This window comes from Pseudomonadota bacterium (assembly GCA_027624955.1).
In the GTDB taxonomy this organism is placed as follows: Bacteria; Pseudomonadota; Alphaproteobacteria; order UBA828; family UBA828; genus PTKB01.
This window is the reverse complement of record JAQBTG010000042.1, coordinates 15100-30532: the sequence shown is the minus strand read 5'-3', so window position 1 is coordinate 30532 and position 15433 is coordinate 15100. Positions and strand designations below refer to the sequence as shown.

General features: G+C 54.9%; 17 protein-coding genes and 2 pseudogenes. 8 read left to right on the top strand and 11 right to left on the bottom strand.

Annotated features, from left to right (window positions below):
• The 4 genes from O3A94_14500 to O3A94_14485 all read right to left on the bottom strand — a co-directional run.
• Nucleotides 1-356: DUF393 domain-containing protein (locus tag O3A94_14500; protein ID MDA1357461.1), on the bottom strand; the 356-nt coding region annotated here is incomplete at its 3' end.
• A 23-nt stretch (nt 357-379) separates the two neighbouring features.
• A complete protein-coding gene (locus O3A94_14495; protein MDA1357460.1) occupies nt 380-1012 on the bottom strand; it encodes an NAD(P)H-binding protein in 633 nt (210 codons plus the stop codon).
• A gap of 217 nt (nt 1013-1229) precedes the next feature.
• Nucleotides 1230-1628 carry a PAS domain-containing protein gene (locus O3A94_14490; GenBank protein ID MDA1357459.1) on the bottom strand — a complete coding sequence of 133 codons (399 nt, stop codon included), beginning with the start codon at nt 1626-1628 and terminating at the stop codon, nt 1230-1232.
• Nucleotides 1629-1703: 75 nt separating this feature from the next.
• Entirely contained in the window at nt 1704-2015 is a 312-nt protein-coding gene (locus O3A94_14485; protein MDA1357458.1) for a hypothetical protein, read from the bottom strand.
• A gap of 207 nt (nt 2016-2222) precedes the next feature.
• On the opposite strand from O3A94_14485, the gene O3A94_14480 reads away from it, so the two are divergent.
• Nucleotides 2223-2729, top strand: coding sequence for a CIA30 family protein (locus O3A94_14480; GenBank protein MDA1357457.1), 507 nt, complete (start codon nt 2223-2225; stop codon nt 2727-2729).
• On the opposite strand, the gene O3A94_14475 is transcribed toward O3A94_14480, so the two are convergent.
• From O3A94_14475 to O3A94_14465, 3 genes are all read right to left on the bottom strand, one after another.
• Nucleotides 2726-3232: a tryptophan-rich sensory protein gene (locus tag O3A94_14475; protein ID MDA1357456.1), complete on the bottom strand. Its 507-nt coding sequence runs from the start codon at nt 3230-3232 to the stop codon at nt 2726-2728. The genes O3A94_14480 and O3A94_14475 overlap by 4 nt on opposite strands.
• A gap of 271 nt (nt 3233-3503) precedes the next feature.
• Nucleotides 3504-3962, bottom strand: a complete 459-nt coding sequence (locus tag O3A94_14470) for a pyridoxamine 5'-phosphate oxidase family protein (GenBank protein MDA1357455.1) — start codon at nt 3960-3962, stop codon at nt 3504-3506.
• A 162-nt stretch (nt 3963-4124) separates the two neighbouring features.
• A complete protein-coding gene (locus O3A94_14465) occupies nt 4125-4586 on the bottom strand; it encodes a fasciclin domain-containing protein (protein MDA1357454.1) in 462 nt (153 codons plus the stop codon).
• 337 nt (nt 4587-4923) lie between these two features.
• On the opposite strand from O3A94_14465, the gene folE reads away from it, so the two are divergent.
• The 4 genes and pseudogenes from folE to O3A94_14445 all read left to right on the top strand — a co-directional run bounded on the left by folE (nt 4924) and on the right by O3A94_14445 (nt 7898).
• The gene (gene folE / locus O3A94_14460; protein ID MDA1357453.1) at nt 4924-5559 is read left to right on the top strand and encodes a GTP cyclohydrolase I FolE; all 636 of its coding nucleotides are present in this window, start codon (nt 4924-4926) and stop codon (nt 5557-5559) included.
• Between the two features lie 41 nt (nt 5560-5600).
• Nucleotides 5601-6194 (top strand): annotated as a pseudogene (locus O3A94_14455) (DUF3095 family protein).
• A 65-nt stretch (nt 6195-6259) separates the two neighbouring features.
• Nucleotides 6260-6736, top strand: a complete 477-nt coding sequence (locus O3A94_14450; GenBank protein MDA1357452.1) for a DUF3095 family protein — start codon at nt 6260-6262, stop codon at nt 6734-6736.
• Between the two features lie 526 nt (nt 6737-7262).
• Nucleotides 7263-7898 carry a heme-binding protein gene (locus O3A94_14445; GenBank protein MDA1357451.1) on the top strand — a complete coding sequence of 212 codons (636 nt, stop codon included), beginning with the start codon at nt 7263-7265 and terminating at the stop codon, nt 7896-7898.
• 249 nt (nt 7899-8147) lie between these two features.
• On the opposite strand, the gene O3A94_14440 is transcribed toward O3A94_14445, so the two are convergent.
• Both O3A94_14440 and O3A94_14435 read right to left on the bottom strand, forming a co-directional pair.
• Nucleotides 8148-8789, bottom strand: coding sequence for a ChrR family anti-sigma-E factor (locus O3A94_14440; protein ID MDA1357450.1), 642 nt, complete (start codon nt 8787-8789; stop codon nt 8148-8150).
• Nucleotides 8786-9337, bottom strand: coding sequence for a sigma-70 family RNA polymerase sigma factor (locus tag O3A94_14435; GenBank protein MDA1357449.1), 552 nt, complete (start codon nt 9335-9337; stop codon nt 8786-8788). The genes O3A94_14440 and O3A94_14435 overlap by 4 nt, the downstream gene beginning before the upstream one ends.
• A 252-nt stretch (nt 9338-9589) precedes the next feature.
• On the opposite strand from O3A94_14435, the gene O3A94_14430 reads away from it, so the two are divergent.
• Genes O3A94_14430 through O3A94_14420 form a run of 3 tightly spaced genes read left to right on the top strand, consistent with a single transcriptional unit; the run spans nt 9590 to nt 13016 of the window.
• Nucleotides 9590-10957: an FAD-dependent oxidoreductase gene (locus tag O3A94_14430; protein ID MDA1357448.1), complete on the top strand. Its 1368-nt coding sequence runs from the start codon at nt 9590-9592 to the stop codon at nt 10955-10957.
• The gene (locus O3A94_14425) at nt 10954-11745 is read left to right on the top strand and encodes a DUF1365 domain-containing protein (GenBank protein ID MDA1357447.1); all 792 of its coding nucleotides are present in this window, start codon (nt 10954-10956) and stop codon (nt 11743-11745) included. The genes O3A94_14430 and O3A94_14425 overlap by 4 nt, the downstream gene beginning before the upstream one ends.
• A gap of 23 nt (nt 11746-11768) precedes the next feature.
• Nucleotides 11769-13016: a cyclopropane-fatty-acyl-phospholipid synthase gene (locus O3A94_14420; GenBank protein ID MDA1357446.1), complete on the top strand. Its 1248-nt coding sequence runs from the start codon at nt 11769-11771 to the stop codon at nt 13014-13016.
• 106 nt (nt 13017-13122) lie between these two features.
• On the opposite strand, the pseudogene O3A94_14415 reads toward O3A94_14420, so the two are convergent.
• Both O3A94_14415 and O3A94_14410 read right to left on the bottom strand, forming a co-directional pair.
• Nucleotides 13123-13802: pseudogene (locus O3A94_14415) on the bottom strand (IS6 family transposase).
• Nucleotides 13803-13924: 122 nt separating this feature from the next.
• Complete coding sequence (locus O3A94_14410) at nt 13925-15292, bottom strand: serine hydrolase (GenBank protein ID MDA1357445.1); 1368 nt, start codon at nt 15290-15292, stop codon at nt 13925-13927.
• Nucleotides 15293-15433: the final 141 nt, after the last annotated feature.

Below are 15433 nucleotides of genomic sequence, written 5' to 3'. Positions count from 1 at the left end.
AAACGGGAGATGAACGGTCGAACCGGGAGAAAAAGCCTGTAGCCCCACTCCAGGGCAATGAGGGCTCCCGGCAGGGATGCGGCGCGCGCTGCCCAGCGCCATCTGGGCAAACGAGTCCAAACCTCTACGAATGCTGCCGCGCCGGAAAGAACGCGCCCATCACTTGCGCGAACATGGAAGCGCTTCATTGCACGCTCTTGGGTAATTCCTTCCGGAGGAGCGGCGCTGGTTTCAGAAATGTCGACAAAACAAAGAGAGTGATCTTGATCCTTGCGCCGATAGTATCCTATCTCTGCCCGACACAGGGAACAGGAGCCGTCAAAATACACCGTCGATTTCGGAAGCACTGACTCCACGTTGATCTCCTAAAAATAAATCGTCAGTTAATCAGAACCGGAGCTTTAAGGATGTACGTCTGATCTCCAATCTGTCGAACGAGGAACTCGGCGACATCCGCGCGCGAAATGGTTCCGTTGCGCCACTGAGATGCCTCGGAAAGAATTTGGTAGTGACCGGTCCGCGGTCCACTGGTCAAAACTCCAGGCCTTGCGATCGTCCAATCAAGTTCACTTTCCTTGATCAGTTGCTCTTGCAAACTCTTATCGTTATAAGCGCGGCCGAAGACGATCTGAAACGGCAGACGCTGCAGGCAGCTGATGCTCGCGCGGCTATCGCCAGCTCCAAAACCGGTTACACAGATCAGACGTTTGACACCCTGGATTTTCATTTCCTGGATCAGCACTCGAGTCGCGTCCGAGAACAGGTGCACAGGCCGGAACAAGTCTCCTAATCCAACGGATAGGGTCTGGATAACGACGTCCACTCCGACGAGAGCCGTCTCTACATTCTCGGTTTTCAACGCGTCGCCCCGCATCTTCTCGAGGCTAGGATTTGAGATCGCAATTGCGGTAGCGGATCGAGCGAAGGCGCGCACATCATGACCCACATCAAGGGCTTGGCGGGTCGTTTCCAACCCGATTCCCTTGCTGGCGCCGACAATCAATACACGCATGATGGAACCTTTACTTTCTAATCATTTCCAGTAACCAACTTAACCCTGGTGCCGATGCGAGTGACTATCATCGCGGTCGGTGAGATCGTCAGTCTCCAAGACCTCCTTTTGACATATGGACGGGCTCCATATGACAGGCTCCAACCCATATACCGCACTCGTTTGGAAGCCTCCCGGATGCTGATCATCCACACCGCGCTCTTTTCGAGACGACCTCTCAGATGATCGATCCCTCGCGCTGGATGGCAACCCAGGCAATGACTTGCTTGCCAACTTCGATCGGCAACACACGCCAGTACATGATGAAGGGTGTGCCATCTTTCTTGTAGTTGATTGCCTTACCTTCAAATTTACCGCCCGACTTCAGCGCGTCGGAAAGCCTCTCAATTACCTTGGAATCAGTACCCGGTCCTTGAAGAATCCGCGGCGTCTTGCCGATGATTTCAGACGGGTCGTGACCCGTTAATTTCTGGAAAGACTTGTTAGCGTAGATAATCTTGCCTTCCACCGATGCATCCGTGATCAGCACAGAGTCGAAGCTGTTCTCTGCCAAAACCTGGAGCAGGGCCAGCCCGCCATCAGCTCCATTCATCAGTTTCTCAAACGTAGCGGCCATTTTGGGTTCCTTCGCATTAAAGGCACCGCCTGTGACCAATCCGGTCAGTGACGGCGCAATCATTGATTTGTTGTATCAGTCTTTGGGTCTTTTTGGTTCATTGCGGGTAGAACCACGCACAAATAATTCAGGTTTCGCGGACGCTGCTGTCCAGGTCGCGACCGTGATAGCTGCAGCCCCTATTAGAACGGTATGACCGATCGCGCTAACGGCCAAGAACGTGTAACTTCCAGCCGCCACTGCAGACGCCACGCACCACATCAGACCCAGGGCCTGCAAAACATAATGGCGAATGGCGATATCAGGAATATTACGAAGCGGGCTTACCTCATGGTTGAATACAAAATCCCAGCAATACACGACAAGTCTTCGAATGGCGTAGAACATGATGGTCTCCCTTTGTTAGCGATCATACCTAATACGTGCCGATCGGTCGTTTGGATCAGTTCATGGGATTGGTCAGCAGCACGACTACATCATCGACCGTGGTGGATAGCCCATATCTTGCGGCTGTCTTAAGCCCAGTGCCGCAATGTGGGGCTGTTCAGCGCGATCTCCTTGCGCAATTTCGAGGTCTTGGCGCAGAGTGGCGCTATGCTAATCGACGACTTTACCGATGACGGCCTCGTCTCCAAGCTGGGGACCCGGTGGCGTGGAGTCAGCGACCAAGTCATGGGCGGGATCTCAGAGGCCACCGTATCTCACGGCGTGATAGATGGCCGCCCCAGTCTGCGCATGACCGGCGATGTTCGACTGGAGAATGATGGCGGCTTCATCCAAACGGCGCTCGATCTGGCCCCTTCGGGAGATACCCTTAACGCCGCCGACTTCTCCGGGGTGCGTATCGTCGTCCGCGGGAATGGCGAGAAATACTCGGTTCATCTCCGGACACCAGATAATGTCCGGCCCTGGCAGTCCTACCGGGCATATTTCACTGCAGGGTCGGATTGGAAGGCTATGGATCTTCCCTTCGAGACCTTTGTGCCATATCGGCTGGAAACCTCCTTGGACACGACGCAGCTTCGCCGCATCGGTCTGGTCGCTATTGGGCGAGCGTTCTACGCCGATCTCGCGGTTTCTGAGCTTGCCTTCTATCGCTAAGTTGCGTTCAGCAGCCAGAGTGAGACATTAAGAAGGGTCGCGTAGGTGACCCAGGCGGCGTAGGGCACGAACATCAGGCCGGCTAGGCGTTCGATGCGCCAGAACATGATCGTGTTGGCGATGATCGCAACCAGCAGAATGACGATCTCGAGTAACGCCAAATCGATCCGCTGTAACCCGAAAAACACAAACGACCACGCGAGGTTGAGGCAGAGCTGCAGGCCGAAGACCGCAAAAGCCGTCCGCGTCGCCTCGAATGACCGAAGTCTCCATACTCGCCAAGCCGCGATGCCCATCAGGATATAAAGTGCGGTCCAAACGGGCGCGAATAACCAATCTGGCGGATTAAAAGGCGGCTTCTCGAGCGCTTGATACCAGGTATCGACGCTGGTTGCCGTGATAGCGCCGCCGCCACCGGAGACCGCAAGGCACAGAATTATGAACGCGAAGAGACCGAGCAGATCACGGCTTCTCTTGGGACGATCTCTCGCTGGTTCTGCCATTTCTACCTCAATCGGCCTCTATCGAGCTTAAGGCGGTTAATTTTGCGCATTAGGCGAATTTAAACCATTAGAAAACCTGCAAAAGTCCAGGAGCGCTAAAAAGTCTACAAAGCTGGGTGTTCCCCCGCAACCAACGCCTCCATAGCATTAAATTTCGACTGTCATAGTAGTCAACTCTCGGTGGTTTCGGGCCCCGCAACCATCAAAGACGTACCGTCGTTCCCACCAAAGGGAACGGCGGTATTTTTTTTGTTGGGGCGGTGAAATGCTTCTATTGGGTTTCATCGACCATGCGGTTTGAAAAGTCCCACGACTGATAGCGAAGAATTTCAAGCTTTATCGCGACTTCTTTATCGGCTCTCGATAGAAGCCACCGGGCGAGCGGTGATTCGCGGTTTTCCAGGTAGCGGTCGATGAGAGATTGAAGCACGAGCTTGCCGCGGTCAGGATGTATTGTGGCTCGCGCTCGGCCGCGCACGCCGCGGTAGGGCATTTCTTCTGAAGCGATTTCAAATCCGCATTTTTCGTTTGATTCTATGAGAGACACGATTGTGGCGGTGCACGCCGTGGCGCACCAAATGGCGTCGGATTCGGGCAGAAACCAAAGAGACAGGACTATCGGCCAGCCGCTAGGCGCAACCCCAGCTAGGCGCACCGGAATGCGTGCCTCATGCAAATAGGCCCTTATGGCGTCTAGACCCCAGGGGCCGCTCAGAGTTTGTTCTGACATTGCATTAATTTACTCGTCGTCATCTTGGTCAGGTCGCCACTGCCGCTCAGCAAAATACATTGAGAAACTGTGTGGTCGTGGAATTGATATTGATCATAGCACCAATAAATAGGGACGGCCGACATGATGCCGACCGCCCTCATTTGAAAAGGTGGATGCCAATCAATTTGGCAAGAGGACCGTATCGATTACGTGAATGACACCGTTGGACGTCTCAATGTCGGCCGAGACAACTTTTGCTGCATCAACCATCACACCGTCAGTCGCGTTCACCGATACCTTGCTTCCCTGGACCGTCTGAACCATTGCGATCTTGCCCGCAATGTCCGCAGACATAATCTTGCCGGAAACCACGTGATAGGTGAGGACCGAAATGAGCTGGTCCTTGTTTTCCGGTTTCAGCAAATTTTCCACTGTGCCAGCGGGCAGTTTTGCGAATGCTGCATCGGTTGGCGCAAAAACAGTAAACGGACCATCGGACTTCAAGGTCTCGACGAGGCCGGCAGCCTGTACCGCTGTAACCAGTGTGTTGAATTGACCCGCCGAAACGGCCGTGTCCACAATATCAGCAGCCTTTGCTGTGACCGCACCAAATACAAAGGGAATGGCGGCGAGAGTAGCGATGAGGGATACGCGAAGTGACTTCAAAGTAGATCTCCTTCATTTGCGGGTGTGTTGCTCAACTGCTGACTTCTACGCCTCAGCTCTGACTTTGGATCATCTGAATTTCTTGATGATAACCAGTGCAAAGCAAAATTGACTCTTCGAACACCGCGACTGACATCGACCCATAGACACGGCTTTCATCAGCGATGTCCCAATTCATTGGTGGCCAACCGAGGTAACGCCGGATTTCCGGAAAGAGTCATGTATGCGATTCTGGAAGCCGGTTCTGAGTGATCCGAACGTCTGCCGCGTCCGTAGAAAACTACAGTTCAGCAATATCTACGGAGGATCTACGATGAACGCGCTGGTACCACCTAACGAAACAAACAACGTCACTTCGGTAGATGAGCGCTCCACCTCACCCTCTAGACCAAGCCATGAAGACGCGGAAGCAGCTGTTAGCACCTTGATCCGCTGGGCTGGAGATGATCCGTCTCGGGAAGGGTTGTTGGGAACGCCCGATCGCGTCGTTCGCGCTTACAATGATTTCTTCGGCGGCTACAGGGAAGACCCAGTTGAGGTTCTGTCCCGAACGTTTGAGGAAACCGACGGTTATGACGAGTTGGTGCTTCTCAAAGACATTCGAATCGAAAGCCATTGCGAGCACCATATCGTGCCGATTATTGGCGTAGCCCACATAGGTTATTTGCCACGAAACAGGGTGGTCGGAATCAGCAAGTTGGCGCGGATTGTCGATATTTTTGCGCACCGGCTTCAGATTCAAGAAAAGCTGACTTCACAAATTGCGACCACAATCCAGGAGGTTCTGCAGCCCCGGGGTGTAGGGGTAATCATCGAAGCGGCGCACCAATGTATGACGACGCGCGGCGTTCGCAAGCCCGGAGTCACAATGGTGACGAGCCGCCTTATTGGCGATATCCGAGACGTTCCGGAAACCAGGCAAGAATTCATGGAAATGATCGGTCGCTGACCTCGATTGTCGGGTGCTGTTCGAAACCAGAAAATAATCCAATGAGAGCCACAAGTAATTCATGGATCGCCACCGTACCGGTGTTGGAGCACTTTTCTCAGGTGGCCGACGAATCGAGATATAGTGCGGTCCCGGACGATTGGTTCATCGGTATTTCAGATGTTGTTGATTCGACGAGCGCGATTGGCGCCGGCCACTACAGGGCTGTGAATCTCGCTGGCGCCGGCACGATTAGCGCGGTGATGAATGCGCTGCAGAACGTCCGGTTATTCGCATTCGGTGGCGAAGGTGCTCGTTTCGCCGTGCCGGCTGATCAGGCGCAGCTCGCAACCAAGGTTTTCTCTCGCGTCGCCTCTTGGGCCGAGCGAGAACTCGGTCTTCGGATGCGGGTCGGCATGGTCAAAGTGTCTGAATCTCGGTTAGCAGGATATGACGTGCGCACCGCCTTCTGGAAAGCGTCTGACGACGTTCAGTATGCGGTGTTTTGCGGGGGCGGTTTCGAGTGGGCGGACGCCAAGCTCAAGAAAGGTGAGATCGGGTTAGGGATTGAGACAGATACAGAACCGCCGGACCTGACCGGCCTTTCCTGTCAATGGGGGCCGATACATCCGCAAAACGGACATGTAGTTTCATTGATCGTTAAAAAACCGATCAGGCGAATGGGGCCTGTTTTCGCACTGCCATTTCGCGCGTTATCGAGATACTTGAGAAGGCGCCGCGTCTCAACCCGGTTCCGGCCGAAGGGCCGAACGTCCGTTGGCCGACGGATGCCAACTCACTGCAGGCGCGTATCGTTCGCCATGGCCGCGCACTCATCTGGCGACGCTTCCGTGTGCTCGCAAGCACTTTTTTTGTTTGGTCGGTGTTTAAGGCCCGAATTCGCTTTCCTCGATTTGATCCCGATCAGTATCGAAGTGCGGTTGCGAGCAACACTGATTTTCGAAAATTTGATGATGCTCTGATGATGATTGTAGATTGTTCAGAAGAAACGATCGGGAAGCTTCGCAGCCTGCTGGAGGAAGCCACGACCGGACGAATCGTTCGATACGGTATGCATCTGCAGAAAACTGCCTTGATGACGTGCATCGTTCCATCGGCCTATTCGGCAGATCACATGCATTTCGTCGACGGCGCGGACGGCCGTTACGCCTTTGCTGCACGCGCGCTACGAGCCTAGTTAGCAACAAATCTCGGATGAAAAAAGCTTCTGAACTACCTACCCAAATAGTCGGGGACCCCTGCGGATGAGATACCTGCACACGATAGTGCGCGGGGCCGACCTAGACGCATCGCTTCGGTCTTGCTTCGATTTGCTCGGTTCAAAGGAGACCAGCCGCATAGTGAGCAAATAGGGGTTGGCAATATGGTTTAGTTCGCTCGCCCGACGGCGTCTCCCTCGAACTCCATCGGAACGGACCTGCGCTGCTTCCAAATCGCCCATGAAATGGGACGGAGAAGACGGGCGATTGCCAGGCTGCCATCACTAACGGACAAAATTCGCTCAACACATAGTTTGTGTGCATTTGCTGTTGTGATCGCCCCCGTGAACCGGGCCCTGTTGCTGATTTGGCGAGTGGGTTTTGGTTTCAGGTTTCGGGGAGCAGAACAGGTGCCAACGATATCGCCGCAAATGGCCCTGACAAAATACGACTGATCCATAACGACACACCGTTCGTATAAAACTAGGAATGAATGGAGTGTATATGTCCAGATTAGTGCGCAACTCATTAGTTGTAGCAGTTGCCGGTTTTGTTATGGCAGCGTGCAGCGTTTTTGGCGGCAAGGCCGCAGAAGAACCGCCGCACCAGGTCGTCATACAGGATGGTGATTTTCAAATTCGGACATATGGCGCGTACGTCGTCGCCCAGACATATGTCGACGAGCCATTTGATGACGCAGTGGGTACAGGTTTCAGTCGCTTGTTTGGTTATATCTCCGGTGCAAACCAGGGAATGACTGAGATCCAAATGACGGCCCCAGTGATCTCCGCGCCAAGAAGAGATACTGAAGCGGTGGCAGTGTTTGTTGAGCAATCTAAGAATGGGGCCGGCGGCTGGACCATCGGCTTTGTGCTTCCCGACGACTACACGATTGAAACAGCACCACGCCCAAAAAACGAGCTGATAGAGATCGTCGAAATTCCTGAACACAGTGTCGCCGCGGTACGGTTCACTGGTTCGTTCGACAACGAAGCAGCGGAAAAGAAGCGAGAACTGTTGGCTGAGTGGCTCGAAACTAAACAGCAAGAGCATCTCAATGACTGGAAGATGGCGGGTTACAATCCGCCTTGGACAATTCCATCTCTTCGGCGAAACGAGGTCATCGTAACTTTGCGTTAGCGCTGGTTGTCGGCAGGCAATTGAATTGGAATAGCCTTGGGGTTGGTTCAAAACATGATGTGGGTTGTCTGAATCAAGATATTGGGCGGCGTATTTACCGCACCTCAGGCGCCGGCTGCTATCGTTTTCCGTTTGACCCTCTCACGTTGGATTAGAATGGCAGGCGCTATCTCCTCCATTTTTCCTACAAACGGCATCTTCGTATTATCGGATCTCGTGCCAGCGCAGGAGCAAGCCGGCCGAGGACCGCTAAATACGGATAAACGGTTGGATGAGGCGCGGTAACAGGGCCGTAAACTTGATCGGTGCGTCTGTGATGGCGAGGCAGACACAGTTCTCGCCGGGGCCTGCGGCAGGGCTATGGACGGTATCTTCGGCAACGTCCTCCATATCTCCGCGTGAGTACGCGCCATGCTGATCGGTAAAACTGCCGGACAACACGAGGGTGAGTTCGCGACCCCGATGGCCGTGCTCCGGGACGGGACGGCCTGGTGGAATTAGTAGTAATCGCGACCATGCTTTGTCGCTGGTTGTGATGACATGTTGACGAACACCACCTCCGACGGACCGCCAGGGTACCGTATCGACGTCGCCGCCGACATAGTCTCGCAACGGTTGCGGCAAGGTAGCAGATGTCGCTGCCGGAGGTGTTGTCTTGGTTGCGGCAGGCGCGTCGAGAGCGGCAAACGCCCGATCCAAGGCACCTTCAGACATGATTTCAGGACGACTATCGTCGAGCAACACGCCACCGATATCTTCGAGATCCGCAACGGTCCGGCGGCAAGCCGGGCACAGCGCCAGATGTGTTGCGACGGCCAGGCTCCAGCTTTCGCCGATGCCGCCGGCGCCATAGCTGACCAACAAGTCCTCACCTGGATGATGGGTGATCATATCTCATTCCTCAACATGGGCCGGAGCTTCGCAAAAGATAACCGTATGCGTGACTTCACTGTGCCAAGCGGCAGCTCAAGCCGATCCGCGATTTCCTGATGCGTAAGGCCCTCGTTAAAAGAGAGGCGAACAACCTCTTGTTGCTCAAGGGGTAGTTCATCCAGACATTCTCGTATCTTTTTGCCTCGATCCTGGGTATGGAGCTGGTCGTCGACGGGGCTTTCCGCCTCTGGAACCAACGACGGATCATTGGGGTCCAACTCGGGCCTTCGTTCCCGGCGAAACCGGTCAATTCGAAGATTTCGGGCGATGGTAAAAACCCAAGTCGAGGCGGACGCTTTCGCGGGATCGAACAGATGGCTTTTCCGCCATACCGAAAGCATCGCTTCTTGGGCCAGCTCCTCTGCGGTTTGGCGATCGGTTCCCGAACGCAACAGCACAGACTTCAAGCGCGGCGCGAAATATTCAAAAAGCTCGGCAAACGCCTGCTTGTCCTGGGTCGCCGCGAGGCGGTCGAGGAGGCCGTTATGGTGCGTCTCATCATTCATCGATTTCGGCCTACCCCGAGTCCCGACCGATTTTGCTCTTGAGCGAATCAGCGTAACCATAGGTTTATATGATTCGCCGAGGGCCTCACAACGATGGCCGACCACGAGAGGGAGTGCAATGCTCATACACCTTTTACGGCATTACCGAACAATTGGATCACCAATCAAAAAAAGATGATCCAAATCGTTGTTGGGCGCGTACCACTATAATACCCAGTTTCAGACATGATCTATCCTCAGAACAGGCCAGCCATGAATTTCAACAATCTCTCGCGGTCTGTTCCGCTCAACATTGCGGTTATCGGAAGTGGTATTTCCGGCCTTTCAGCAGCATGGTTATTGAGCAAAACTCATTCGGTGACGGTGTATGAACAAGCGCAACGGGTTGGCGGGCATTCCAATACGGTGACGGTGAGAACACCCGATCATGATGCAGGAGTCAAAAGGCCAGTGCCGGTTGATACCGGGTTCATCGTTTACAATGAGGTCAATTATCCGAATCTGGTAGCGCTGTTTGATCATTTGGATGTCCCGACGCAGCCGAGCGACATGTCGTTCGCAGTATCTCTGGATCGTGGAAAATTTGAGTACAGCAGCCGCGGATTGAACGCCTTATTTGGCCAACGCCGCAATATAGTTAACCCCAAATTTTGGCATATGGTGAACGAACTCCGACGGTTCTATAGGGATGGCGAGCGGTTTCTCTCGGGCCTCGGTGTGGATCACAGCCAAACACTGGGTGGGTTCCTTTCAGATGGCGGGTATGGCGCCGAATTCATCAACCGCTTCATCCTACCGATGGGTGCCGCTATCTGGTCCACCAGGGCTGAAGAGATGCGCGAACAGCCTGCCCTGACGTTTATTCGCTTCTTCAAAAGCCATGGGCTCCTAGGGTTTACAGACCAGGTGGCCTGGCGAACCGTATCCGGTGGCAGTCGGGAATATGTCAAGCGGCTTACGGCCGACTACGCGGGGCGAATCCACTTGGGCTGCGGGGCCGTCGCTATTTCGCGCCAGCCGCAGGGGGTCGAGGTTACTGACGCCTCGGGAGCTCTTCATCGTCACGATGCGGTGGTTATCGCGACCCATGCCGACCATGCGCTTATGATGTTGACCGACCCCGATCCTCAGGAACAGAAAACTCTGGGAGCCTTCCGATACACCGACAACCGGGTCATACTCCACGCTGATGATCGCTTGATGCCGACCCGCCGCCGAGTTTGGTCGAGTTGGAATTACATGGGTGATCGTGATGGGGTAAGTGTGAGCTACTGGATGAATTCGTTGCAGGGCATTGATCCGCGAAATCCGCTATTTGTGACCGTAAATCCTCTTGAAGAACCGGCCCAAAGCCTGACGCATCAAATTTTTGACTATCAGCATCCGTTCTTCGACCTGGCCGCTTGGCGGGCACAAGAGAAACTATGGGAGCTCCAGGGCCGAAATAATACCTGGTTTTGCGGCAGCTATTTCGGGTATGGCTTCCACGAGGATGCCCTGCAGGCGGGACTCGCCGTTGCTGAAGAGTTGGGCGGAATCAAGCGCCCCTGGTCGGTGCCGGATGAATCCGGGCGTATCCATCGTCACTCAGCCCCTTACCCTCATTTGGTTGCCGCATGAACGAGGTTGCTTCCGGTATCTATAACGGGTTCGTCGTCCATGAAAGGATGCGACCGCGACGCCACCGGTTCCGCTACCGGGTGTTTACCCTGTTGCTCGATTTGGACGAATTGGAGGCGTTGTCGAAACGCCATTGGTTGTTGGGTTACAATCGCCGCGCCTTCTTCTCTATCATGGACCGGGATCACGGTGAGCTTCGAGGTGGAGGTGAACCGGAAAGTATCCGTGTCTGGATTCAAGGCGAACTCAACAGTGCTGGCTTAGGCGAGTACGGAAAACGCGTCATGATGCTTTGTTATCCGCGGATTCTCGGTTACGTATTCAATCCTCTCACCGTATATTTTTGTTTCGGTAACGAGCGTGAATTGGGTGCTGTTGTGTATGAGGTTCACAACACTTTCGGGGAAAGACATCGGTATATATTGCCGGTTCTCCAACAAGACTCCGCGGTGATAAAACAAAGCTGTAACAAGGAATTCTATGTGTCGCCATTTGTCCCGATGGCGTGTCGCTATGACTTTCATGTTCTTGCCCCAGCGGAAGACGTCCGGATTGTTATTCGCGAAGGAGATGATGTTGGCCTGCTCTTGGTCGCTGCGTTTGTGGGTCGTCACAGCGCGCTTAGCGACGGCGGATTGCTGAAGGCGGCATTTCGATATCCTCTTATGACTGTAAAGGTCTTGGTCGCTATTCGATTTGAGGCAATACGGCTGTTCCTGAAAGGGATCACCGTCATTCCCCGCCGGCGTTCGCAACAGGAAACGCCGGCCGCCAATCCCCAACCCTAAGCACCAAGTAGGTTTTCATTTCCATGTCTACAGCGCTTCGCCAACGTTCCCAAAAATCTGCTCTTCCTCGCGTTGCCGGGCCGCTCTTGCTGAGCGATAGGACGGTAGAAAAGGTCTTGCGCCAGCTAACTGCAACGCTGCAAGGCGGCCGTGTCACCTTTGTGCTTTCCAGCGGCAGGCAGATTCAGTGCGACAGCGGTGTCGCGGGTCCGGAAGCGATACTTTATCTCCGTTCTCTGAACGCTTTGCGCCGGTTGCTGACGGCTGGGTATATCGGGCTCGCGGAGGGCTATATGGCGGCTGAATGGAGCACCCCGTCGCTAAGGCAACTCTTTGATTTCGGGACGGTAAATGAAATCTGCCTAAATCAAACCCTGAAAGGCAACTGGGCCGTCCGGCTTGCTCATATGGCAACTCACGGGTATCGCCGCAACAGCCGCCGGGGAAGCCGCAAAAACATCACCCGGCACTACGATTTGGGCAATGCATTTTTCTCTCGTTGGCTTGACCCATCAATGACCTATTCCGCAGCGTTGTTCCGCGAGGGCGGGGCAGAGACCCTCCTTGAAGCGCAGAATAACAAGTACCAGAGAATTATCACCGAGTTGGGAATTGAAACCCATCATCGGGTATTGGAAATTGGGTGTGGCTGGGGCGGCTTTGCAGAAAAATGTGCCAGCGAAACTGGCGCCCATGTCACGGCCATCACCGTTTCACCGGAGCAAAAAAAATACGCTGCCGAGCGCCTTGAGACGGCTGGCTTGACGGATCGGACGGATGTTCAGTTGCGGGACTACCGTGACGTAGATGGCCAGTTCGACCGGATTGTTTCAATTGAAATGCTCGAAGCGGTTGGGGAGGCTTATTGGCCAACCTACTTTGGCGTTCTCGCGAATCGATTGAAATCTGGCGGTCGTGCAATGGTGCAGGTCATCACAGTTCCAGATGCTGGCTTCGACTCCTATCGCAATGGAGTCGATTTCATCCAACGGCATATTTTCCCCGGCGGCATGCTGCTAAGCCCTGGAAAAATTGAGGAGAATGCGCTCGCCGCGGGGCTGGAAATTGGCGATGAATTTTATTTTGGCGGTGATTACGCGCGCACGCTCGATGCTTGGGCGGATACATTTCAGAAACAATGGCCTCAAATCGTAGCTCATGGCTTTGATGATCGTTTCAAACGCACCTGGGAATATTATTTGGGTTATTCGGCGGCCGGCTTCCGGGCCGGGAAGATTGATCTTGGTCAGTTTTGCTTTTCAAAACCCTAGTGGCTGTTCCGTTGCGAAAAGTCCTCGGTCGCAAACTGCGATAAGGGTCAGCGGGGTACTGTCAGAGGAACGTGGGCGTGCCAGAAAATTCGAGCCGCCTGTAGTTTCAAGCATCGAGTTGACGCCATTCGGCAAGCGCGAGCGAGCGGTTAAGTTTGAAGTTTTGGCGGCTGCGAAGGTGGCGTTCCTGGCTAAAATGGTTGTGGACCGATGCATGGATTGAGGCGAATTTCTGTAGAGATTTAGCGCTCCTGAATTTAGCCATCGCGCGCTCTCGTCGCCGGAACGGCTGGTGTGAATTTTCGGCCCTATTGTTCAGCCAGCGACCGGTCTCCTGGCGCTCGGCGTTTCCGATGATTTTCATCGCTGCCCGGTAGGACCGAAGGCGGTCCGTCACGACCACTTCCGGTCGACCGTATCGTTTCATCGCTTTGCGCATAAACCGCAATGCAGCCTTGTGACAAATGACTCCAGCACTTCGCCTTCGTGATCGACCGCCCGCCAGAGGTAACGCAGTTCGCCATTGATACGCACGAAAACCTCGTCGAGATGCCATCGCCAGCATGAAAATGATCGATCATAAATGCGCCGCTTGCGGATCTCGGACGCAAACCTCGGACCGAACCGGTTCCACCAGGCGCGAACAGTTTCATGGCTGATATCGATACCGCGTTCGTGTAGCAAATCTTCGACCTGCCGCAGCGAAAGCGGATACCGGACATACATCATCACGGCCAAGCGGATGATTTCAGGGGACGTCTTGAAATATCGGAATGGATTTCTCATTGAAGGACGTTACAAAACGCGCCTCACCAGCTCAAGACGGTTTCCCTTGACACTGCCCGACCGCACAGTGGATAATTTGGCGAAAGTTTTCGATAAACTGCAATAGCTGCGAGGGCGGCGGATTAGTCGCCGTATTTTCGCTTTAATTCGGCGGCAAATTTATTTTCTCGGAGATATTTCGTCCCGCCGAACCAGACTTCGCGAACATCACCCTTGCGGTCGCGCACCAAGCGGGCTTGTTCGCCAAAATTCGCCAGCCCGGTGGCATGACGGATCGTTCCTTGGTCACGCTTGGTGACGGCGATCTCGCTGGCATCGAGGAACGGCACCGCGAAACCCGGGTCGCCAACCAGGACATGATCCCGCATCGGCACGAAGTCGAGGGTACGCCACAAGCTCCACCACCGGCCCGCCCAGTCGCGTGTCTTGGCCGTGGCAGCGCCGCGCTTCGCGAAAGCTTGGAGGATATGGATCATCGCGTCGGACCAGGCCCAGGCAGGACCGTCCACCGCATTGGTTAAGATCGACACGGCGAGATCATGGCCCGGCAAGACGATGGTGCGGCTGAGACAGCTCTGAAATCCGCCGGCATGGCCAAACCATTCCCAATCTCCGGCTTTGCCGAGCATGATACCGAGACCGTAAGAGCCGTTCGCGCTAGCGTCCACATCGCGCCACTGGCGGCGAATCATGTCGCGGCGGCTGGCGCGCGATAGAATGCTGTGCGTCGCTTCGGGATCGAGGCTGGCGAAAAACCGCGCGAGGTCGCCCGCGGTTGACAAGAATCCGGTGGCCGGGGCCAGGGCGTGAGTTGGGTTGTCCCCCGGCACGATGCGCCGACGGCCGAGCGGCAGCTTGCGGCTATGTCCGCGCGCCACCAGAGCACCGCGGGGCGCGGGTCCGTCGGGTGCGGTCTCGTGCAGCTTGCTGGCGCCGACAATTTCACGCCCAACCCAATCGCTATACGACTCACCGGTTGCAGCTTCGATTACCAAACCGATAAGCCCGAATCCATGATTAGAGTATTTGAGCCGGGTGCTGGGTTCGATCACAGGCGGTTCGCGCAGCGCCGCGCGCAGCTCCTTTTCGCCGAGGAACGGCCTCCGGTCCTGCCATTGTCCGGCGTCCACGCCGTCGCGAATTAGGCCGGCGCTGTGCGATAGCAATTGGCTGATAGTCGCCTCCGCTACCGCCGGGTGCAGCCCGTCGACATACCGGCCAGCTGGGTCATCGAGGCGCAGGAGGCCGGCTTCGCGCAGTTTAAATATCGCAGCCGATGTGAATGTTTTGGAATGCGAGGCAACGCGAAATCGGTGGCGTGGCGTGAGCGTCTTGCCGGTTGAAATATCGGCGACACCGAACGCCTCCTCCAAAATGATGCGCCCCTTGTGGGCGACGGCGATGACGCAGCCAGGTTGTTCCGAAAGCCGCATTTGATAATCAAGCCATTGTGGAATGTAGTCCCTAGCCGATTTCAGCCAAATATCCATTGCGTCACCTTCTTAGATCATAAAATCGACAAGCCGGACCGGGTTGTCGTGCAGAATCATTCTATGCTCCGCCTCCGAGACAGTGCAGGTGACGCGCGCGATGATCGCGCGCGCGTGCGGGAAAATATCATCAACATGTGG